This is a genomic window from Eubacterium sp. CAG:156 (genome assembly GCF_000434315.1).
GTDB lineage: Bacteria > Bacillota > Clostridia > Lachnospirales > Lachnospiraceae > Eubacterium_U > Eubacterium_U album.
The window spans coordinates 1-21921 of record NZ_FR878187.1; the positions used below are offsets into that span (position 1 = coordinate 1).

15 protein-coding genes and 1 riboswitch are annotated in these 21921 nt (G+C 33.5%); of the genes, 14 read left to right on the plus strand and 1 reads right to left on the minus strand.

Features of this window, described 5'->3' with window-relative positions; genetic code table 11:
• The 5 genes from ABMA45_RS09550 to ABMA45_RS09570 form a co-directional block, all read left to right on the plus strand.
• Positions 1–1179, plus strand: a 1179-nt coding sequence (locus ABMA45_RS09550) for a tyrosine-type recombinase/integrase (RefSeq protein WP_348030248.1), incomplete at its 5' end; no start/stop codon positions are given.
• Between the two features lie 160 nt (positions 1180–1339).
• Positions 1340–1540 (plus strand): hypothetical protein, encoded by a 201-nt coding sequence (locus ABMA45_RS09555; RefSeq protein ID WP_348030250.1) that lies wholly within the window; start codon positions 1340–1342, stop codon positions 1538–1540.
• Positions 1541–1557: 17 nt separating this feature from the next.
• The gene (gene trxB, locus ABMA45_RS09560; protein WP_022089662.1) at positions 1558–2478 is read left to right on the plus strand and encodes a thioredoxin-disulfide reductase; all 921 of its coding nucleotides are present in this window, start codon (positions 1558–1560) and stop codon (positions 2476–2478) included.
• Positions 2479–2808: 330 nt separating this feature from the next.
• On the plus strand, positions 2809–4050 hold the full coding sequence (locus tag ABMA45_RS09565; protein ID WP_022089663.1) for an ammonium transporter: 1242 nt from the start codon (positions 2809–2811) through the stop codon (positions 4048–4050).
• 123 nt (positions 4051–4173) lie between these two features.
• Positions 4174–4530: a P-II family nitrogen regulator gene (locus tag ABMA45_RS09570; protein WP_022089664.1), complete on the plus strand. Its 357-nt coding sequence runs from the start codon at positions 4174–4176 to the stop codon at positions 4528–4530.
• A gap of 114 nt (positions 4531–4644) precedes the next feature.
• Here the strand turns inward: ABMA45_RS09570 and ABMA45_RS09575 are convergent, their stop codons facing one another.
• On the minus strand, positions 4645–5097 hold the full coding sequence (locus ABMA45_RS09575) for a MerR family transcriptional regulator (RefSeq protein ID WP_022089665.1): 453 nt from the start codon (positions 5095–5097) through the stop codon (positions 4645–4647).
• Positions 5098–5369: 272 nt separating this feature from the next.
• On the opposite strand from ABMA45_RS09575, the gene ABMA45_RS09580 reads away from it, so the two are divergent.
• The 9 genes from ABMA45_RS09580 (at position 5370) to ABMA45_RS09620 (ending at position 21859) form a co-directional block, all read left to right on the plus strand.
• Positions 5370–7127 (plus strand): 1-deoxy-D-xylulose-5-phosphate synthase, encoded by a 1758-nt coding sequence (locus ABMA45_RS09580; RefSeq protein ID WP_022089666.1) that lies wholly within the window; start codon positions 5370–5372, stop codon positions 7125–7127.
• 147 nt (positions 7128–7274) lie between these two features.
• Positions 7275–7360: riboswitch (cyclic di-GMP riboswitch) on the plus strand.
• A gap of 77 nt (positions 7361–7437) precedes the next feature.
• Positions 7438–9108: a polymer-forming cytoskeletal protein gene (locus tag ABMA45_RS09585; protein WP_022089667.1), complete on the plus strand. Its 1671-nt coding sequence runs from the start codon at positions 7438–7440 to the stop codon at positions 9106–9108.
• A 170-nt stretch (positions 9109–9278) separates the two neighbouring features.
• Complete coding sequence (locus ABMA45_RS09590; protein ID WP_022089668.1) at positions 9279–9908, plus strand: hypothetical protein; 630 nt, start codon at positions 9279–9281, stop codon at positions 9906–9908.
• Between the two features lie 16 nt (positions 9909–9924).
• Positions 9925–10290, plus strand: coding sequence for a hypothetical protein (locus tag ABMA45_RS09595; RefSeq protein ID WP_022089669.1), 366 nt, complete (start codon positions 9925–9927; stop codon positions 10288–10290).
• A gap of 18 nt (positions 10291–10308) precedes the next feature.
• Positions 10309–12699 (plus strand): HD domain-containing phosphohydrolase, encoded by a 2391-nt coding sequence (locus ABMA45_RS09600; protein WP_022089670.1) that lies wholly within the window; start codon positions 10309–10311, stop codon positions 12697–12699.
• 142 nt (positions 12700–12841) lie between these two features.
• Positions 12842–15859, plus strand: coding sequence for a hypothetical protein (locus ABMA45_RS09605; protein ID WP_022089671.1), 3018 nt, complete (start codon positions 12842–12844; stop codon positions 15857–15859).
• A gap of 1324 nt (positions 15860–17183) precedes the next feature.
• Positions 17184–18269, plus strand: coding sequence for a HEAT repeat domain-containing protein (locus ABMA45_RS09610; protein WP_022089672.1), 1086 nt, complete (start codon positions 17184–17186; stop codon positions 18267–18269).
• On the plus strand, positions 18266–19669 hold the full coding sequence (locus tag ABMA45_RS09615; RefSeq protein WP_022089673.1) for a glycosyltransferase family 2 protein: 1404 nt from the start codon (positions 18266–18268) through the stop codon (positions 19667–19669). The genes ABMA45_RS09610 and ABMA45_RS09615 overlap by 4 nt, the downstream gene beginning before the upstream one ends.
• Positions 19670–19684: 15 nt before the next feature.
• Entirely contained in the window at positions 19685–21859 is a 2175-nt protein-coding gene (locus ABMA45_RS09620) for a hypothetical protein (RefSeq protein ID WP_022089674.1), read from the plus strand.
• Positions 21860–21921 lie beyond the last annotated feature (62 nt).

Sequence of the window (21921 nt, forward strand, 5' to 3'; positions counted from 1 at the left end):
AAAGACAATAAGGGACGCAATTTACGACTTGGAGAGAGCCAGAGAAAAGACGGAAGATACGTTTACAAATATACCGATATATACGGGAACCCACAGTTTAAGTATGCTTGGAAACTTGTTCCGACAGACAAGACACCTGCAGGGAAACGTGAAGATTTGTCGTTGAGAGAAAAAGAAAAGCAGATTAAGAAAGACCTTGCCGACGGTATCAATACCATAGGCGGGAAAATGACAGTCTGCCAGCTCTACGCAAAGAAGAACAGCCAGAGAAAAAATGTGAAACGCAACACAGAAAAAGGTCGCCAGTACCTTATGAAAATTCTGGAAAACGACCCTCTGGGTGCAAGGAGCATTGATACAGTGAAGCTATTAGACGGTAAGGAATGGGCTATGCGAATGTATGAGAATGGCTTTTCCTACAAGACGATTAGCAATTACAAGCGTTCACTGAAAGCGTCATTCTATATGGCGATTGAGGACGACTGTATCAGAAAAAATCCTTTCAGCTTCAAATTGAGTGACGTTCTGGAAGATAATTCAGAGCCTAAAGTCATTCTCACGCCAGAGCAGGAAGAAAAAATGCTTGCCTTTATGGAACAGGACAAGACGTACAGCAAGTATTATGATGAAGTGGTTATTCTTCTGGAAACGGGGCTTCGTATTTCTGAATTTTGCGGTCTGACAGTCCATATTGATATGGCGAACCGTATCATCAATGTAGACCACCAGCTATTGAAAGACAGCGAAATCGGCTACTACATTGAAACACCTAAGACCAAAAAAGGAGAACGTCAGCTTCCAATGACAGAAAGAGCCTATCAAGCCTTTAAGCGAGTGTTACAGAACAGAGGAAAGGCAGAGCCTATCATCATAGGCGGTTACAGCAATTTCCTGTTCCTAAACCAAAAGGGCTTCCCTAAAGTGGCTGGAAACTATGAGAGTATGTTGCGTGGGCTTGTGAAGAAATACAACAAGACACATAAAGACCAGCTACCCAACATCACACCACACTCATTCAGACATACCTACTGTACGAACATGGCAAACAAAGGAATGAACCCGAACACCCTGCAATATATCATGGGACACGCAAACATCACCATGACATTAGGGTACTACGCACACGGTACTTTGAATTCAGCAAAAGCAGAACTTGAAAGGCTGGCTCTTGCTTCTTAAATCGGTGATTGTACTACTCATTTACTACTTTTGGTTGCATTTTCATGCTGGTAAATGCCAGCTTATGCAGAGTATCTTCCAAAAGGAAAATGCCGATAAAGCCCTAAAATACAGGCTATACCGACATTTACCAGCTTATGAAAAGATAATCAGAAAATTAGTGAGTTTTTTCTCTAAAAAAGTAGTAGATTATGATACAGCACTTTCTTCTGATACAGAAAAATATGCCGAATACTTTAGATATATGTTAGAGTCAGGAATTAACCTTGCACCGTCTCAATTTGAAGCAATGTTTGTATCAGCAACTCATACTCAGAAAGATTTAGAGGCAACAGCAAAAGTAATAGAAAATTTTAAATAAAAGAAAGGGAGATAGATATGAATAAAAATTTAAAGGATTTAGTAATAATAGGAAGTGGACCGGCAGGACTTTCAGCAGCAATATATGCTCAAAGAGCTATGCTAGACCAGATTGTTATAGAGAAAGAAATGTTTAGTGGCGGACAGATAATAAACACTGACAGAATTGATAATTATTTAGGATTGTATGGCGAAAACGGCTATGACCTTGCAGTAAAATTCAGAGAACATGCAGATGCTTTAGAAGTTCCATTTGTAGAAGGAAAAGTTGAATCCATTGAAGATAAGGGTGAATATAAAGAAATTCATTTAGAAGATGGAGCGACAGTTGATGCTAAGGCTGTAATTATAGCTACAGGAGCTAAACACAGATTACTGAATGTAAAGGGTGAAAAAGAATTTACGGGTGCAGGTGTGTCATATTGTGCTACATGTGATGGAGCATTCTTTAAAAATAAGACGGTTGCAGTTGTAGGTGGTGGAGATGTAGCTTTGGAAGATGCATTATATCTTTCTCATATTTGTGAAAAAGTATATTTAGTTCATAGAAGAGATGAACTTCGAGGTGCAAAAATACTTCAGAGCAGAATATTTGAAACAAAAAATATAGAATTTAAACCTAGTTATGAAGTAAGTGAAATCTACGGAGAAGATATTGTAACAGGAGCAAAGTTACTTAATAAGAAGACAGGAGAAGAAGAGGAACTTTCTCTTTCAGCTGTATTCATTGCAGTTGGTATGGAACCACAAAGTGAATTTATAAAAGGACTTGTCGATACTGATAAGACAGGTTATATAATTGCTACTGAAGACTGCCGAACAAGTATGGACAAAGTTTATGCAGTTGGTGATATAAGAACAAAAAGTCTTAGACAGGTGGTAACTGCTGTTGCAGATGGAGCAGTTGCAATTACATCAATAGAGCAGGACACAAAGTAGAACTTACTTATTTTATGCAAAAACAAAATAAGTTAAAGCAAGTCTTTAAGAAATAAAGTAAATCCATAATATAATTAAAAAAACTAATTATATACTTGCGTTTATGATTAATAAATGATAGACTTCGCTTCATCAAACAAGGGCGTTTGGCATTTATTTGCCACACGTCCTTTTTGCGTTATATATGGCAAAGCCAAATGTAGAAAATTTGGCAAATGTATAATCCCTAAGAAGTAAATTCAAAGAGATATACGTGTAGAAGCCATATTTATAACATATACACTAAAGAGATTGAGAAAAATATGTTAAAAGAGCAGGAGGTATTATTGTATGAACTCAGGAGACACAGGTTTTATGTTGATTTGTGCTGCTTTGGTATTTTTTATGACACCGGGGTTAGCATTTTTTTATGGAGGTCTTGTAAGGCGAAAAAATGTAGTTAACACTATGATGGCAATAGTCATGATAATGGGATTGTCAGTTGTTATGTGGGCATTATTGGGGTACTCATTGGCATTTGGTGGAAACCATGGTGGAATAATAGGAGATTTCAGATGGTTTGGTTTAGAAGGAGTAGGCTGGGATATTGGACCTTATTCAGATTCAATTCCTAATTTAGTATTTTGTGCATTTCAGATGATGTTTGCAATTATAACACCGGCACTAATTACAGGATCAGTTGTAGGAAGAATGAAGTTTAAGGCACTCTTTATATTTGTAGCCATTTGGTCAGTAATTGTATATTATCCATTAGCACATATGGTATGGGGTCAGGGAGGACTTTTAGCAGAGTTAGGTTCTGTCGACTTCGCAGGAGGCGACGTTGTACATATAAGTTCAGGAATAACAGCTTTGGTACTCGCTATTATTCTTGGAAAAAGAAAAGGTTATGAAAGAGCAACATACAGAATCCATAACATTCCATTTGTTGTATTAGGAGCTACAATACTTTGGTTTGGATGGTTCGGATTTAATGCGGGAAGTGCATTAAAGGCAGACGGACTTGCTGCACATGCATTTATGACTTCAGCAATTGCATCAGCATCAGCACTTTTATCATGGATGTTTTTAGATGTGATAAATGACAAAAAAACAACATTGGTAGGTGCATCAACAGGTTTGGTTATCGGTTTGGTTGCAATTACCCCGGGAGCAGGATTTGTTCCAATCTGGTCATCATTTATAATAGGTGCACTCGTAAGTCCGATATGCTATTATGGAGTTATTCTTATTAAGAAAAAATTAAAAATAGATGATGCATTAGATGCATTTGGATGTCATGGAATCGGAGGAATCTGGGGCGGAATCGCAACAGGAATATTTGGAAAAAGTTCAATTAACCCGGTAGCAAAATGGGATGGTTTAATTTATGGTGAATGGAGATTATTTATAGCTCAGATAGAAGGAATACTTATTACAATAGCAATAGCCGTTGTAGGAACTTTAATCTGTGTAGCCATAGTTAGAATATTTACTCCATTAAGAGTAACTGATAGAGAAGAAAAAATCGGACTTGATATATCACAGCACGGCGAAAGTGCTTATCCAAGTTTTAACGGTATGGATCAGTAAAAAGCCTTGAATAATAAACTTATTTGTCAAAGTAAAATGATATAAAGATTATAAAGTAAATAGTATCAAATTTAATATTTGTTAATTAAAAATTTTTAGATGAGATTAGGAGATGAAAATTCTATGATAATGAAAATAGATGCAATTGTAAGAGAAGAAAAATTTGAAGATGTAAAAAATGCATTAATGGAAATAGAAGTTAACGGACTTACAGTGTCGCAGGTTATGGGCTGTGGATTACAAAGAGGCTATAAGGAAATAGTCAGAGGTATGGAAGTAGAACCTCAGATGCAGCCAAAGATTAAATTTGAAATAGTTGTTTCTTCAGAAGAATGGGCCGAAAAAACAATAGAAGCAATTAAAAAAGCCGCTTATACAGGAGAATTTGGTGATGGGAAAATTTTCAGTTATCCTGTAGCAAGTGCAACAAAAATCAGAACAGGCGAAACAGGATATGATGCGGTACAGTGTCAGGAATAAAGAAACAGGATTGTAAGAAATAAAAGACTAAAGGTTTAGATTAAATATAAAGCCACAATTATGAAAAATTGTATCGAAGACAAATAAAATATCATAATTGTGGCTTTTATGTATTTATGTATGAGCGTTAATCCACGCAGCTTTTATTTCAGGTGGCATATCATCAGGAGAAAGATTCTTAAGTCTGTCTTCATTTCCGTCGGCTATAGCTGTATCGTAATACCAGCATTTAAAATTAATCATATCAAGAACCTTCTTTAAATGCTCAATTTCAGCTTCAACAGTCTCCTTCTGTTTTGCAAACATTTCCTTACGCTTTCCATAGGTGGCAGGTCCCTGCTGACACCACATCATAAATTCCTTGATGTCTTTAATTTCCATTCCTGTTTTTTTCAAACATTCAATAAGGCGTAATGTTTCAACAGTCCCGTCATCAAATCTTCTTGCACCTGATTCTGAACGGTTAAGGTTAGGAAATAACCCTTCTCTATCATAATAATGCAAAGTAGAGATTGGAAGATTAAACATTTTAGAAACTTCGCCAATATTGTAATAATTTGTATCCATAATTAACCACCATAAAATGATTTCCTGTTAAATTCAATTGAAGGAGAACATTTCATTTTCCTTTCTTCGTATTATAAATTTATATATTTAAGTTGTAATACAATAAAATCATTAATCTGACTTCATTATATTATATTTTTCGTAAATTGGTTCATATAAGTTTATGAAAAAATAAATATTGACCTAAAGTTAGGTTTATGGTTTAGAATACACAATATACGGTTATGAGTTTGTAAACGCTGTATTAAAAAATATTAATGGAGGACTTTGAAATGTATTTAGAAAAGATTAACGGACCGGAAGATGTTAAGAAATTAACAGTTAAGGAGATGACCTCATTAGCAGAGGAAATGAGAACTGCATTATTAAAGAGAGCCAGCATTCATGGTGGTCATTTTGGACCTAATTTTGGAATGGTAGAAGCAACAATTGCTCTTCATTATGTATTTGACTCACCAAAAGATAAAATAGTTTATGATGTTTCACATCAGACATACCCACATAAAATGCTTACAGGAAGAAAGGATGCATATCTTTATGAAGAACATTATGATGATGTTTCAGGATACAGTAATCCTCATGAAAGCGAGCATGATCATTTCATCATAGGACATACATCAACATCAGTAAGTCTTGCCTGTGGTTTGGCAAAAGCAAGAGATTTAAATGGTGAAAAAGGAAATGTTATTGCTGTAATAGGAGATGGCTCATTAAGTGGTGGTGAAGCATTAGAAGGATTTGATTATGCTGTAGAATTAGAAGGAAATCTTATAATTGTTGTAAATGACAATGATATGTCAATTGCAGAAAACCATGGTGGTTTGTATGGCAATTTAAAACTTCTTCGTGAAACAAATGGACAGGCAGAATGCAATTTATTTAAGGCAATGGGACTTGATTATGTTTATGTAAATGAAGGAAATGATGTAGCAAGCCTTATCGATGCATTTAATAAAGTAAAAGACAGTAGTAAGCCGGTAGTTGTTCATATTAATACATTAAAAGGAAAAGGATATGCACCTGCTGAACAGCATAAAGAACAGTGGCATTACAGTGGACCGTTTGACATAAAGACAGGAAAATCATTGTATGCTGAAGGTGGAGAAGATTATTCAAGTGTAACTTGTGATTATTTGTTAAAGAAAATGAAAGAAGACAAATCAGTAGTTGCAATTACTTCTGCAACACCAACTGTTATGGGATTTACAGAGGACAAGCGAAAAGAAGCAGGAAAACAATTTGTTGATGTAGGAATTGCAGAGGAGACAGCAGTTGCAATGGCAGCAGGAATTGCTTCAAATGGTGGAAAGCCGGTATATGGTGTATATAGCACATTTGTACAAAGAACATATGACCAGTTATCACAGGATTTGTGTATTAATAATGCACCTGCAACAATAGTTACATTCTGGGGAAGTGTATTTGGAATGAATGACGTAACACATTTAGGATTATATGATATTCCAATGATGGCAAATATTCCTAACCTTGTTTACATGGCACCTACGACAAAAGAAGAATATATTGCAATGCTTGATTGGAGTATAGAGCAGAATGAACATCCTGTAGCAATAAGATTGCCGGGTGGAGAAATGATATCTGACGGTAAAGAAGTAACAAAAGATTTCTCTAAATTAAATAAATATGAAGTAACTGAAAAAGGAAGCAGGGTTGCAGTTATTGCTTTAGGAACATTCTATCAGTTAGGAAAAGAAGTTGTAGATGATTTATCTGATAAATTAGATACGCAGGCAACTTTAATTAATCCATATTATATAACAGGAATCGATAGTGAATTACTTGAAGAGTTAAAGAAAGAGCATGATGTTGTAATCACAATAGAGGATGGAATTTTAGACGGAGGATTCGGTGAAAAAATTTCAAGATTCTATGGACCAACAGATATGAAAGTAATAAATTTTGGATTGAAAAAAGAATTCTTAGACAGATATGATGTAAATGAAGTTCTTAAAGAAAATCATTTGACAAAAGAACAGATTGTTGAAGATGTGATGGCGTTAATGAAATAAAATAAATGCCGGGAAAAAACTAAAAATATTTTTATAAATCAGCTTGGAAAATTAGAAATTCCTATTTTATAGCTTGAAAATATAAAAAATAGTTTTATTTGGGTTGACATATAAAATAAAAATTTATAAAATAAAGACATATATTACAAATGACGAGGGTAAACTATTTGAAAAAATAGGGCACAAAGCTATGAGCCTAAAGCAACATTTGCAATGGTCGTCTGGCTGCAATTCTTTTTAAGGAGTTGCAGTTTTTTTTATACGTAAATACGTGTATAAAAGGCTGCGATAAAATTGGAAGGAGGATGCAATGAAAAGAGTAAAGAAAATGGTAGCTATGGCTACAGTCATGACGATGGTATTTAATGTGGTAATGCCAATAGGGGTTTTGGCAAAAGAAAACACAAATGAATATGGGGTACTTGCAAAAAACGGAGCAAATTTTTCAGGAAGCGGACAGATAATTGGAGATATTGTAATTAACAATGGTACTTTTAAGTATTCAAACAGTGCAACAAAGCATGTTACAGGAACTGCACATGTAGCACCGGAGGTTAAAGTAGATGAACCCGCACAGGGATATATTCCAATTGAAGTTAGTGAAATGGGCAAGGAATTATATTCAGGATTATTCAATACAAATAATTATCCTGATGAAAATTCAGAATATTTTAAAAAATCTACTTCAGAATACAAAGACGGTACACAGAGTGTTTACATTGGATGGCAGACAAACAGATTTGATTTAACTGATAATGCATATTTAGATACTGTATCATTTTACAATGGACAGACATTTGAAATTCATGCAGATAAAAATCAGACAACAGTTGTCAGAGTTAAACATTTAAACGTTGGTGGTGAAGTTAAAGTAAGCGGTGACGGATACGTAGTTTTATATGTAGATGAATTATCAGGTGGAAATCCGGGTTCATTTAATGCAGGCGGAGACAGTAGCAAGCTTACAGTTGTATTTACAGGAAAAAATGCAGGATACAATAATTTTAAAGAAGTAAATGCCAACACAATTGCAATGAATGCTACAAAGTATACACAGGTAAATGGAATATTTGCAGGAAATGTATATACAAGTGGAAATCTTGAATTTAGTGGCGATAGTTCTATAACAGGTAAGATTTATGCACCTGACTCAAAAACAGTATTAACAGGAAGTACAAAGATTTACGGACAGTTAATAACAGATACATTAAATATTTCAGGTGGAGCAGTTGTTTCATATAAAGCTACTAATGGATTACCTTCAGAGGTTGAAAAGGTAGTAGGAAATCTTGATACAGAAAATGGAAAGACAGAAGACGGAAAAGAAGAAACAACTAAAAAAGAAGAAGTGACTAAACCGGAAGAAACAACAAAACCTTCAGAAACAACAAAACCTTCAGATACAACAAAGCCTGATTCAGGAAATGATAATAAAGGTGATGATTCAGATAAAGAATCAGTAGAAGTATCTGTAATAGTACCTTTAAAAATGTCAATCAGATTACAGGATGGAACTGTATTGAACAATAAGAGCAGTTTCAAAATGGAACTTGATAAAGAAGTTAAATTCCAGATGTGTTCAAATAACTGGGACAACGATACATATGATGACAATGGAAATGGTATTGCAGGAACAGTTGTGTATACAGCAGTTGTAAGTTCTACAGCAAAGAAGAACACTTATGATGCAGCAAGCCGTACATTTACAATTGCGAAAGGTGATAAAGTATTAAGAACAGATACAAACAATTGCTTTATGGCATATAGATTTTATTTTAAGAAGGGTAATTATAATAAACAGACAGGAATTAATAGTGTAGTAAACACACCGTTAGAAAGTTTATCAGTTAACCTTCCATTAGGTTCAACAATTACATGTGATGCTTATAAGGCATATAGCCAGATTGATAGCGCTGATGTATTTATTGAAACAGCAGATGATAAAACAATCTGTTATAAGGATTATTATTGGGAATATTAATAATTAGTACCAATAAGTATAGAGATAAGTTAATAAATAGTGAAATTTTACATAAAAATGTTAATAAATTCACTGCCACAGATTAAAAATGATTATATTTTTAATTTGTGTGAAAATACAGTAATAACGCCGCAGAAATTTGATTTTTGCGGCGTTAAAGGGATATAGAAGTGAAAAAAAAGAAAGAATTAATATTAGGAGTTTCTTTAATAGTTATCATAATTGCAATGGCAATAGTGCTGGTGATAATAAATAAAGATGATAAAAAAGAATTTGAAGATGTGCAGGTGACAACTACGGTAGAGGAATCTACTAAGGCAAATGATAGCAGCAATACTTTTATGGAAGAAACAATAATAAAATGCTGTTATGAATTAAGATATATATTTGCTATAAATGAATTTGATGACATAAGTACGGTATCCGTAAACAAATTAGCACAATATGGTTTGTGTCATTTATACTATAATAGCTTATTAGATGTACCTGCAAGTGATGAACTTGAGTATAGAGATGCATCAAAAAAAGATATTGAAGCGGTGCTTAAAAGCCAGTTTAATGTTGAGGGCCTTAATTTGGAAGAAAGCGATATTTACAATAAGGCAGAGCAGAAATTTGAGATGTGGGTTCCAAATTATTCACAGCAGATTACATATGATTATACTGTGACGGATAATGGAGACAATCTTACAATAAATGTGGTATACTATGAAGATGAGGTACGCTCAAAAGTTAAGAGTGAAGCAACTATTAATGTAGCTAAAGAAGGGGATTTATATTATATAAAAAGTTTGCATTAGTTAGTGAGATGTTAAAATGAATAAGGATATTGATTTATTGATTAAAAAGATTGAAGAAGAATCTAAACTAATAAAAGGCGATGCTTCAAAAAATGAAATGCAGGAAATCCTTAAAGAAAAATTGGTTATAGAGCGTGAAAGAGATAATCTTCTGTTAGAAAATAAACAATTAAAGGATAAGATTGAATCTTATGAACGAGACATTGTGGCTTTACAACAAAGTCTTAAAGGAATCCTTGATATTCTTAAGGGAGAGGATAAAATTGTGCATGAAACGGTAAAACATATAGATTCTACGGTAATAGAAACTAATAGCGAAGCACAAAAGGCACGTAGAAACGGATTAAGAGAAATACTAAAAGAAAATACTCAGGGATTTTAATACAGAAAGGACGTCTCTATGAATATTTTTAAGAAGTCTAAAGAACAGGTTGAAGAAAATAAGTCAGAAGATTTAAAAATAGAGAATCAGGAAAATAAAAGAGAAACAACCTCTGAAAAAAAGGGGGTTGTTTCTTTGCAGTTTTCGGAAGAAATGTCAGACAAAAGAATACATGCTATAATTACTGTTGCAGGAGTGGCAATAGCATTGTTTTTAATAACATTAATGATGCATACCATAGTCAGCAAAGTAGTGTATCCTAACTTTAGTATGGCAAATGAAATAAATGAAGTCCAGTTTCTATGGGGAACATCAAATAATGATTTGGATAGAGAAGACGCTGTATGGAAACAGGCAACAGATGAAAATAAAATACAAAAGATTGGGAAAGGTCAGGATTATGTATGCATTAAAGTAGACATACCTGCACAGAGCAATCAGGAATATTATACTTATTATACAAATTATGCACCGTCTAAAGTTCTTGTTGATGGCAAGAAGATTTATGACAATGGATATGATAAAGAAAATGTAGTTGGGAACCGTTGTAACAAAGTGGAACTGGAATCTTCTACAGTTTCAAGAATAATGGAAATTTATATTTATTCTCCAATAGGTTTTCAATTTAGATTAGTAAAAAGTACAAATGGTACAGAATTACTTTCAAATGCAAGTGGACTTGGAATTGCATTTACATTTGGAATATTAATGTTGGCAATTATATTTGTAATTATGACAATTGCCATTTCAATAAAAGATAAAAATATAATAAAAGTATTACTTCTAAGCCTGACATTATTTATGGGAGCATTATATCTTATGCTCTATCAGTTAAGTTTAGGTAGCACTCTTATATCTGAAAGTGTGTTCTTTAGTTTGCAATTGATATTAACAATATATTTTGCAACATCTGTGTTAGTATGCAGTCTTTGTAGCATTAATTATAAATTTAAACTATGGCAGAACATATTTATCATAGGAGTATTTGTAATCAGCTTAGGGCTTTTGCTTATAGAAAACAGAACAGTACTCCTTATTGCGGCAGTTATTTTTTCGATGGCAATATGTGTACTAATAGGTTTGTTTATAATTGAGGTAGCAAATTTAATCGAAAATAAAACTCCATATATGAGTCTGGTAGGAATTGCATTTGTTTATATTTCTTTAGTAAATATCTATAATTTAATTTCACTTACTGCAGGTTCAAATGGGTTAAGCCGAACTGTAGTAGTAACAGGTATTGCCATATATGAAATAGCAATGTACATTGTTTTATTTAAACAATCAGTAAATCACACAATACTTATTAAAGAGCGAGCCAATCAACAACTTGAAAGTGCTGTAAGTATACAGAGAATGGCAACAATTTTATCAGATGTTGCTGATGCCCTTACAGATAAACAGTTTGCAAGCTATACATGTCAGATTTTTACGGATGTGATAAAGAGAAATGAATTAGCAGCATCAAATGTTGTTACAGATGATGAAACAAATGAAAAAATAGTTATTCCTTCCTGTGCAGCAGTCCGTCGTGAAGATGGAACTTTTGAAGAAGTATTTAATCAGGGTGGAATAGAGGGGTGTGATTATGAAAAAATAATGTCAATGTATGATGGAACAGAAAAATCGAAAGTAAAGTTTGCACAGACATACATGGACTTAATATTTGTAAGAATTGATCAGGTTCAGATTATTTTTCATATAGAAAATTATAAAGATGGATTATCAGAAACATTCCAAAGTACGGCAATGATGATACATCACATAATGGAAATTGCTTTTTCAAATTACAATTTAAAAAGCAGAATAAAAACTGTACAGGAAGATGCCATTATATCATTAGCTGAAATGGTAGAATTCAGAGGAAAGCAAAATAAAGTACATTTATATTCTGTAAGTGCAGTAACAAAAGTTATTTGTAAAGCATTAGGATTGTCAGAAGAAGAAACACGTATTATTTCTATGGCGGCTATCGCTCACGATATTGGAAAGATAGCAATTCCAAATGATATATTAAATGGAGATAAACCATTGACTGATAAAGAGTATGAAATAATGAAAAAACATGTTGTATATGGATATAACATTTTGTCAAAAAACAGTGGTGACTTTATGGAAGCCGCAGCAGTAATAGCATATCAACATCATGAAAATTATGATGGAACAGGATATTTAGGGCTTTCAGGCGAAAATATTCATTTGTATGCAAGAATTGTAAAAGTGGCAGATGTATTTGATGCGTTAATGGAAAAAAGAACTTATAAAAAAGCATGGCCACCGCAAAAGGTTAGAGAATATATATTAGAAAAATCGGGAATTGAATTTGACCCGGCAATAGTTAAAGTATTTGATAAAGTATTTGATGAAGCAGTTGAAGTATCAAAGACTGCAAGACAAAAGTATAGATAGAAGATAAAGTGTATGAAAAAACATACGAAAACCGTATAAAATTTATATGGGAATAATGCAGATCTAAATTACCAAAGATAATGATAACATAGCTTTAAATCTACAGGTATAAGCAGTATGGTTTTGAATTGAAAGGGATAAAATGAAAAAGACAAAAGGTAAGAAAAAGTTATTACTTATAATACCATTAATAATTTTGTTGGTTTTGGCTATTTCTTTTATAGGATGGATTGTAAAGCCGGCTAAGAAAATGAACATAGCTGTTTTGGATACTACTGTTCCTGCGACAGATGGACAGGGAGTAAATCAGACTGACAGGTATTATAGAAAACATAGTGGATTTTTCTGGCTTTTAAATCAACAAAAATATGTTAAATCAAATGGAAAAAAATATAACTATAAAAAGGATTATTTTGGACCACAGATAAATGAAAATGGGGAATACACAGGAGAAAATCAGCTAGCTGACTTTGATAAAGTGCCGGATTTTCTATATTTGGCTGATGTTTATGGTTCTGAATTATATGACAATAAATATTCAGGGCTTTCATCGAAGGATATGAACATAGTTTCCCTTACTTATAGTACAGGCGGAACGGTTGTAGCTGAAACCGAACTTTTAGGCTCAACAACAGACGAAACCGTATGCAATGAAATCAAATCAATGTTTGGATTTACAACAACATCATGGAGCGGAAGATATGTTGTTGATTTAAATGATTTTTCAGATGTGCCTAAATGGGCACCGTCTACATATGAAAATCAGTATGGTGTGAAATGGCAGTTCTCAGGTCCGGGGCTTATACTTGCATCATCAGAAGGCGAAATAATTGTTTTAGAAGAAAAGACAGATTTTAAAAGCAAAAATTTAGTAAGCATAAGTATAAGTGATGAATTTAAAAAAGAATTTTCAGGCTCTAAAAAAAGCAATTTTTACAATTGGTTTGAGTTAGTTGAAGCAGAAAATGGAACGGATACTATTGCAAATTTTAAAATTAATGTAAATGCAACAGGAATGGAAAAGATAAAGGAAATTTCATCTACAAATAAATTTGCGGCAATAATAAGAAAAAGAAGTAATAACAGCGGTGACACTTACTATTTTGCAGGAGATTTTAATGACTGTACAAGTGATAGCAGAATATATAGATTTCTAGCAGCAGACAAATTTTTCAAAGCTTTATCATTTGATAAAGAAGGAGACCTTAACCAATTTTATTGGAAATTTTACAATCCATTAATGAAGAAAATTTTGAAAGATACTTATAAGGGATTAGATGAGAAAAATGAAAAACAGTCTGAAAATGAAAAACAACTTGCAGTCCGTGTAAATGAAAACAAATTTCAGATTAAGAAAAATGATGATTATGAAAACCTTAATTTAAAAGCGGTAAATGTAAATCTTGATGAACCGGGAAGTGCTAATGCAACAAGAAATTACGGATATTACAAAGAACTGTTAGAGCAGGCAGTGGAAATGGGAGTAAATACCGTTAGAGTATATGAACTTGCACCACCTGAATTTTACAGGGCTTTATTTGAAATTAACCAGAACAGCGATGATAAATTATATCTTATTCAGACTATAAAAGGTATGGTAGCAGATACACAGGAAGAATGGCAAAAAACAATCGACACAATTATGAGTTCAATTCACGGAAATGGTGAAACCAAGAATGATTCAACTGATGAAGGGCAGGAAGATATTTTAAAATATCGACATGATGTGTCAGAGTATCTTTTGTCATATGTTTTAGATATATCGCCATCAGGTGAAGAATTGCAGACATTAAGCAATCAGGGTGAAACATACGATGGAAATTATGTTTCATCAATGGAAGGAATAGGAAGTTTATATGCAAAACGTCTGGACTATATTTATAAAAAATGTAGTGAAAACTATGGCGGATTAGTTCCGGTCGGAATGCATGTAAATGTTGAAAATCTTGAAAGTGCGTTTTGGAATGAAGACAATTACAATGGAGTTGTCAAATTAAGCAGTTTACAGTTAAATCAGGATGTACAGCAGTATTATTATGTTTCAACCAAGTTAAATGTGACAGATAATATTTTAAATAATAACCTTAATAAATTTGTTGGATTTACTGATTCTCAGGGTAATTTTAATTATGGAAGCTACGTTGAATACGTGAAAGAAAAAGTTTCACCATATGGACTTATGATAGACGGATTTGGAATTTCTACAAATGCAAATATATATGCGACAAATGGCATTTATTCAGGATTGGATGAAACGCAGCAGGGAGAAATAGTTGTCAGAATGTTGGATGCAATTCTTACTAATGGATGCATGGGAGGAATAATTTCTGATTTAAATGATTCATGGTCAGCAGTTTCAGATGAAGCAAAGGCATCAATTGTACCGTTGACAAATAACCCACTTTGGCATGATTTGGGAGATCCTGCACAGACAACAGGAATTCTTGCAGTGAAAGCAGAAGAAAAAGAAGATGTCGGTCTTGAGTTAAAAGACTTCGAAGTAATGAGAAAAATGCAGTTAAGCGTAAATCCTGAATATTTATATGTGACGGTTGCGTTAGAAAAAGAAATAGATTATACAGCAAATGAACTTATTGTAGGATTAGATACTTACGAAAGAAACAACGGAGAATATTTTTATAATAAAGGATATTTTGCAAATAGTTTATCAGGAATGGAATATATAATAAAAATTACCAGTGCGAAAGATGCAGCATTATATGTATGCTCATCATATGCAAGAGGTCAGGAGACAGTATCTTCTACAGAAAGTTATGATGGCAATTGGACAAAGGTAATGGACTTGACATATGGCAACTTCTCAACAAGTACATCACAATTTTTTATAGGAAGTACAAATGTTAGAATTAGAATTCCATGGACAGCATTAAATGTAACTGATCCGTCACAAAGAGTTGTAATTGAACAGAAAACACCGTTTGATGGAATTCAATATAAGACAACAATCACAAATGGATTTATTCCGTCATTATTTGTTGGTAATAGAGAAAGTGGAGATACAGAATATATTTTCCCACTTTCAAAGGATGCAGTTGGATATAAGACTTATAAGTATGAAACTTGGAAAGAGGTGGATTATACGGTTGAGCGAAAAGGTTCGTTTGGAACAATCCAAGCTTATCTCAAAAGCTATAATTAACCTTTTCGCTACTTGCCGTTGTATATGACATAATTAAAATAAAGGTCGCTTTCGTTGCTTGTAGCTATATACGACATAATTAAAATAAAGACCGCTTTCGCTGCTTGTCGCTCGTAGCGGTACTGAAACTCCATCACATAGTTTGACTATTAAGCCAAACTATGCGCTGTCGTTTCGTACCGACGGCGCCAAATGCCCTTTATTTTAATTATGTCTATACCAGCGTCAAGCGGAATAAGGTTTTATAGAATTTTGTTGGGTCGCTTTCGCTGCTTGTCGCTATATACGACATAATTAAAATAAAGATTGCTTTCGCTGCTTGTAGCTATATACGACATAATTAAAATAAAGATTGCTTTCGCTGCTTGTAGCTATATACGACATAATTAAAATAAAGATTGCTTTCGCTGCTTGTAGCTATATACGACATAATTAAAATAAAGATTGCTTTCGCTGCTTGTAGCTATATACGACATAATTAAAATAAAGACCGCTTTCGCTGCTTGTCGCTCGTAGCGGTACTGAAACTCCATCACATAGTTTGACTATTAAGCCAAACTATGCGCTGTCGTTTCGTACCGACGGCGCCAAATGCCCTTTATTTTAATTATGTCTATACCAGCGTCAAGCGGAATAAGGTTTTATAGAATTTTGTTGGGTAGATAGCGTCAAGCGGAATAAGGTTTTATAGAATTTTGTTGGGTAGATAGCGTCAAGTGGAATAAGGTTTATAGAATTTTGTTGGATAGATAGCGTCAAGCAAAATAGAGCTTTATAGGATTGTGTTATGAGTATAAGCATGGATGATGTAGTTTAATAAAACCAGGCTATGGTTAAAAGCAGGTAGGATACGCATTCATAGAACTGCGTAGAAAATTAGAGAAAACTGTAAAGCTTACAACTCAGGCGATTAATCGCTAGGGACATCTGTCCGGTTTATTGTTAGACAATTCACCGTTAGAGGAATCTGTTTAACTTATCACTCAGACACTTTACAGCTTGTGAAACCTGTTTAGCTTATAGTTAGACACTTCACTGCTAGATGAACCTGTTTAGTTTATCACTCAGACACTTCGTAGTTTGTGAAACCTGTTTAGTTTATCGATAGGGCATTTGTCCCCGTCGGTTCAAAACGACAGCGCATAGTTTTGCAAAAACTATGCGTTGGAGTTTCAGAACCGTTACGAGGGACAAGCAGCGAAAGCGTCCTAGAGATAAACTAAACAGGGCCCCACAAGCAGCGAAAGCGTCCTAGAGATAAACTAAACAGGACTCCACAAGTGAAAGCGTAGTGTAGGGCATTAAGAAAAAAGGAGGTGTGGATATGCGCTTTGAACTATTCTTAGTAATGATATTTTTCTTAAGCATATTACTAATATGCGCAGAACTTCTGTGGCTGTATTTACTTGCAGACAATCAAGAAGAAAGCAAAGCAAAATTAAATAAAAAAGAAGCAAGATGCAGAAGAATTCTCGAGGCGATAATATGTGCACCAACTCAATCCGCTTGGGAATGCGAAATAAATGAATTAGTAAATCTTGTAGATAAAGATGATAGCTATATGGAGATACTTACAGACGTTTTTATGGAAAGTCTTGAAAAGTATGAAGAAATGAGCGAAAAAGACAAAAAAATAATCGGGAAAATAATAGAAAAAGTAAACCCTATAACTTACTACGAAAATATGATTAAAGAAAATGATGTAGTAAAAAAATGTTATGCATGCCAAAGATTAGCAGCTTTAGGGGCAGCAAATGACATAGAGGGAATAAGAGAATTGCTTAAGAGTCGAAACAGACAGTTAAGATATGCAGCAGGTAATTCACTTGCAGCATTAGGAGATAAAGAGGGAGTTGAAGAATTTATATTAGGTTTTCAGGATGATTATAAATATTCATACAGAGTAATTAATGAAGTTATTGACAGATATACAGGTGATTTGTATGAAATATCAAAGGATTTGATTGAAAAGGGAGATTCGTATTTAAAAGCAACAGTTATAAAAAGTATAGGAAAATATAAGATTAAAGAATTGGTGCCATATGTACTTGAGTGTACAAATGACACTGATATAAATATAAAAATTGCGGCGACGAAAGCAATGTGCTTTTGCGCTGAAAAAGAACATATTTTAACTTTAATAAGATTGTCAAAAGACCAAAACTGGGTAGTTAGGGAATTTGCCGTAAAGGCATTAGGCAATCTTAATACTGATGAGGCTATAGAAGCAGTTAAACAGGCAACTCAGGATGAACAATGGTGGGTTCGACAGACAGCTGCTGAGTCTTTAATTAAAATGGATTATTCTCTTGAACACATTGAAAGTGTAATAAAGGGATACGACAGATACGCAAGTGAAGCAGTGAAATATTCACTGTATAAGGTACTTAACATGGAGGAAAAGAATTGAACATAATAAGAAATTTTATTTTGTTTTTTAACTATTTCTGTATGGGGTATACAATTCTTCTTTCCTGTATTTATATTTTACAGATAATTATTTCATTTATAAAAATCAGGGAAGATGTAAAGATAGGTAAATCATCAGACTTTATGGAATATAAAGATTCCGAGAATCTGCTTCCGATATCTCTAATTATTCCGGCATATAATGAAGAAGATAACATTGTACAAAATGTAAAATCTCTGATGAAACTTAATTATCCTGAATTTGAACTAATAGTCGTAAATGACGGCTCAAAGGATAAAACCCATGATAAAATGATTGAAGCTTTTAAACTTTACCCAATAGAAAGTGCGCATATGAGACCGCTTGAAACAGCAAAGGTCAGAAATGTTTATTACAATGTGGAATATCCAAATCTGATTTACGTTGATAAGGAAAATGGTGGAAAATCAGATGCCTTAAATGCAGGTATAAATGCGTCATCATATCCGCTATTTGCCTGTCTTGATGCAGATTCAAGATTAGAGAGAGATTCTTTGTTAAGGCTTGGAAATGAATTTATTAAGGATACTACAACAGTAGTAGCCGGAGGACTTGTAAGAATTGCAAATGGTGGTGTAATCAAAGATGGAATATTTGAATCTTACAATTTGCCTGAAAAAGCAATAGAAAGATTTCAGACTGTAGAATATTTCAGATCATTTTTAGCAGGAAGAACAAGCTGGGGAGTGACAAATTCAATGCTTATTGTTTCAGGGGCATTTGGTGTGTTCAAAAAACAGGTTGTAATAGATGTGGGTGGATATAAGACAGATACAATTGGTGAAGATATGGAGATTGTAGTCAGAATTCACGAATATATGCTAAGAAACAAGATTAAATATAAAGTCAAATTTGTGGAACAGGCAATTTGCTGGACACAGGGACCGATGAGCTTAAATGACGTAAGAACGCAGAGAAGACGTTGGCAGGTTGGTCTTATGGATACATTACTTCATTACAAGAAATTAATTTTTAATCCTAAATATAAATGGATAGGAATGATGGCAGTGCCATATAATTGGCTTTTTGAATTGTTAGGTGCTGTGGTAGAAGTTTTTGGATATTTTATTATTCCATTTTCACTTATCATGGGAGAACTTAACATATTCTTCTTTGTAATGTATTTTCTCATGGCATCAATGCTTGGAATTATGATTTCTTTTGGCGGACTTATATTGGAACAGTACACAAAAAGAGGCGTAATGTCAGCAAAACAATGCGTACAGCTTGCACTTTATGGTATTTTGGAAAATTTCGGATACCGTCAGGCTATTACAATTTTCAGAGTAGAAGGAATGATTAAATATAAAAAGCTTAAAAACAGATGGGGTTCAATAAAGCGTAAAACAGTAGGGGATTAATGGAAAGGATGGCATATGAAAAAAGTAATAATTTCCGTTATTTCAACATTGCTTGTACTGGCTTTTATGGTGCAAATGGGCTGGCTACAGGTGATAGGAATTAACAGATTTTCATTTGAAAAAAGTGACAATACACAGAATAAATTAGATTTTGAATGTGCAAGTGAAAATAATATAAACTATAGCTTTAGAACACAGGGAGATTATTTTTATCATTACGAAGATAATGAATGGAAAAAGATATTTATTACAGGAGTAAATATAGGTGCTACTGAACCGGGACTTTTCCCGGGAGACTTGACAATATCATATGACACGTATTTAAGATGGTTTAAATATATAAAAGAGATGAATGCAAATGTAATACGTGTTTATACAGCACTTAGTCCTGATTTTTACAGAGCATTATATGATTACAATATTGATAATGATGATCCGTTATATCTGATTCAGGGTGTGTGGATGGACGAAGAAGATATTGAAACATATGGTGATGTTTATGCGGAAAATGAAAAAATAAAAACAGAATTTACAAAAGATGCGTTAAATATGGTGGATATAATTCATGGAAATATCACTTTGCCTGAACGTTCAGGATATGCTTCGGGCACATATACTGCTGATGTTTCAAGATGGCTTGCAGGATGGCTTATTGGTATAGAATGGGACCCTAAATTAGTCGAAAATACAAATGTTTCAAATCCGGATAACATAAACTATGACGGAGATTATTTGTACACACAGGGAGCCTCAACATTTGAAGCATTTCTTTGTGAGGTTGGAGATAAAGTAATTGAAAGAGAAACAAAAGAGTATAAATGGCAGGCACCTGTAGCTTTTTCAAACTGGGTTACAACTGACCCTCTTACTCATGAAGATGAGCCACATCCGGATGAAGATTCAGTAACAGTAAATTTTGAAAATGTAAAATATAAGAACACATTTTTATCTAAAATGTATCTTTCATATCATATTTATCCATATTATCCGGATTCTTTGAATTATCAGAGAGATTATTTGGCATACCGCGATGACAGTGGAAAAGTAAATACTTATGAAGCTTATTTAAAAGATTTAAAATCTGTACATTCGATGCCTATTTTAGTTGCTGAATTTGGTGTGCCTACTTCAAGAGGCATGGGGCATGAAAGTGTTATGGGATATAATCAGGGACAAATAGATGAAACAAAACAGGGTGATATTTTAATAGATTTATTTGACTCTATTTACAAATGTAATTATGCCGGAGGTCTGGTGTTTACATGGCAGGATGAATGGTTTAAAAGAACTTGGAATAATGTTAATTTTGACATTGCAGATGAAAGACCTTTCTGGTCAAATCCTCAGACAACAGAACAGTGCTTTGGTTTAATGACATTTGACCCGGGAACAGATAACTGCATAAGTTATGTTGATGGTGATGTATCAGAATGGGGTAATGATACTCCTATAGTTGAAAACAGCTTAGGGAAATTGTATATGAAGAGTGATGAAAAGTATGTATATTTTATGGTGGATACATCGGATTACAAGTTCAATTCAGATACATTATATATACCGATAGATATAAAAAATAATCAGGGAAATGATAGTTATGCTGATGCAGGTATTACATTTGATAAGCAGGCTGATTTCGTGATTTCAATTAATGGGAAAGATAACAGCAGAATTGTTTGTGATCAGTATTATGATGCATTCACATATCAGTATGGAGTGCAATATGGAATGATTGATGTTACTGATGATTTGCAACAGAAAAATACAGGAAAATTTATTCCGATGAATATGTGTTATGGATATGAATTAGAAATTCCAACAACGAAAGAAAAAGTAGGATTTAAATCATTTGAAACAGGAAAGCTTACCTATGGCAATGCAAATCCTACATCAGATGATTACCAGTCGTTAGCAGATTTTATTTATAAAGATGGAAAATTAGAGATAAAAATTCCGTGGCAGTTATTAAATGTCATGGACCCTTCATCAAAGAAAATAATGGATGATTTTTATACGGCACAAAGTATTACACCAACAGATTTGAATGGCATAACAGTAGGACTTGGAAAATCAGGCAACATAGAATTGACAGGAACTTATGATTATCAGTCATGGACAACACCAACTTTCCACGAACGATTAAAACCGGCATACTATGTGCTTCAGAAAAAATTGAAAAAATATAATGACTAGGTGTTAAGTATATAAGTAAGAAAGGAAATATAATTAAAGTTATATTGATTATATGGTATTTG

Bases quoted from the DNA above. Each gene is read 5' to 3' on its own strand.
- trxB (WP_022089662.1), top strand. From the start codon at position 1,558: ATGAATAAAAATTTAAAGGATTTAGTAATAATAGGAAGTGGACCGGCA.
- ABMA45_RS09565 (WP_022089663.1), top strand. From the start codon at position 2,809: ATGAACTCAGGAGACACAGGTTTTATGTTGATTTGTGCTGCTTTGGTA.
- ABMA45_RS09570 (WP_022089664.1), top strand. From the start codon at position 4,174: ATGATAATGAAAATAGATGCAATTGTAAGAGAAGAAAAATTTGAAGAT.
- ABMA45_RS09575 (WP_022089665.1), bottom strand. From the start codon at position 5,097: ATGGATACAAATTATTACAATATTGGCGAAGTTTCTAAAATGTTTAAT.
- ABMA45_RS09580 (WP_022089666.1), top strand. From the start codon at position 5,370: ATGTATTTAGAAAAGATTAACGGACCGGAAGATGTTAAGAAATTAACA.
- ABMA45_RS09585 (WP_022089667.1), top strand. From the start codon at position 7,438: ATGAAAAGAGTAAAGAAAATGGTAGCTATGGCTACAGTCATGACGATG.
- ABMA45_RS09595 (WP_022089669.1), top strand. From the start codon at position 9,925: ATGAATAAGGATATTGATTTATTGATTAAAAAGATTGAAGAAGAATCT.
- ABMA45_RS09600 (WP_022089670.1), top strand. From the start codon at position 10,309: ATGAATATTTTTAAGAAGTCTAAAGAACAGGTTGAAGAAAATAAGTCA.
- ABMA45_RS09605 (WP_022089671.1), top strand. From the start codon at position 12,842: ATGAAAAAGACAAAAGGTAAGAAAAAGTTATTACTTATAATACCATTA.
- ABMA45_RS09610 (WP_022089672.1), top strand. From the start codon at position 17,184: ATGCGCTTTGAACTATTCTTAGTAATGATATTTTTCTTAAGCATATTA.
- ABMA45_RS09620 (WP_022089674.1), top strand. From the start codon at position 19,685: ATGAAAAAAGTAATAATTTCCGTTATTTCAACATTGCTTGTACTGGCT.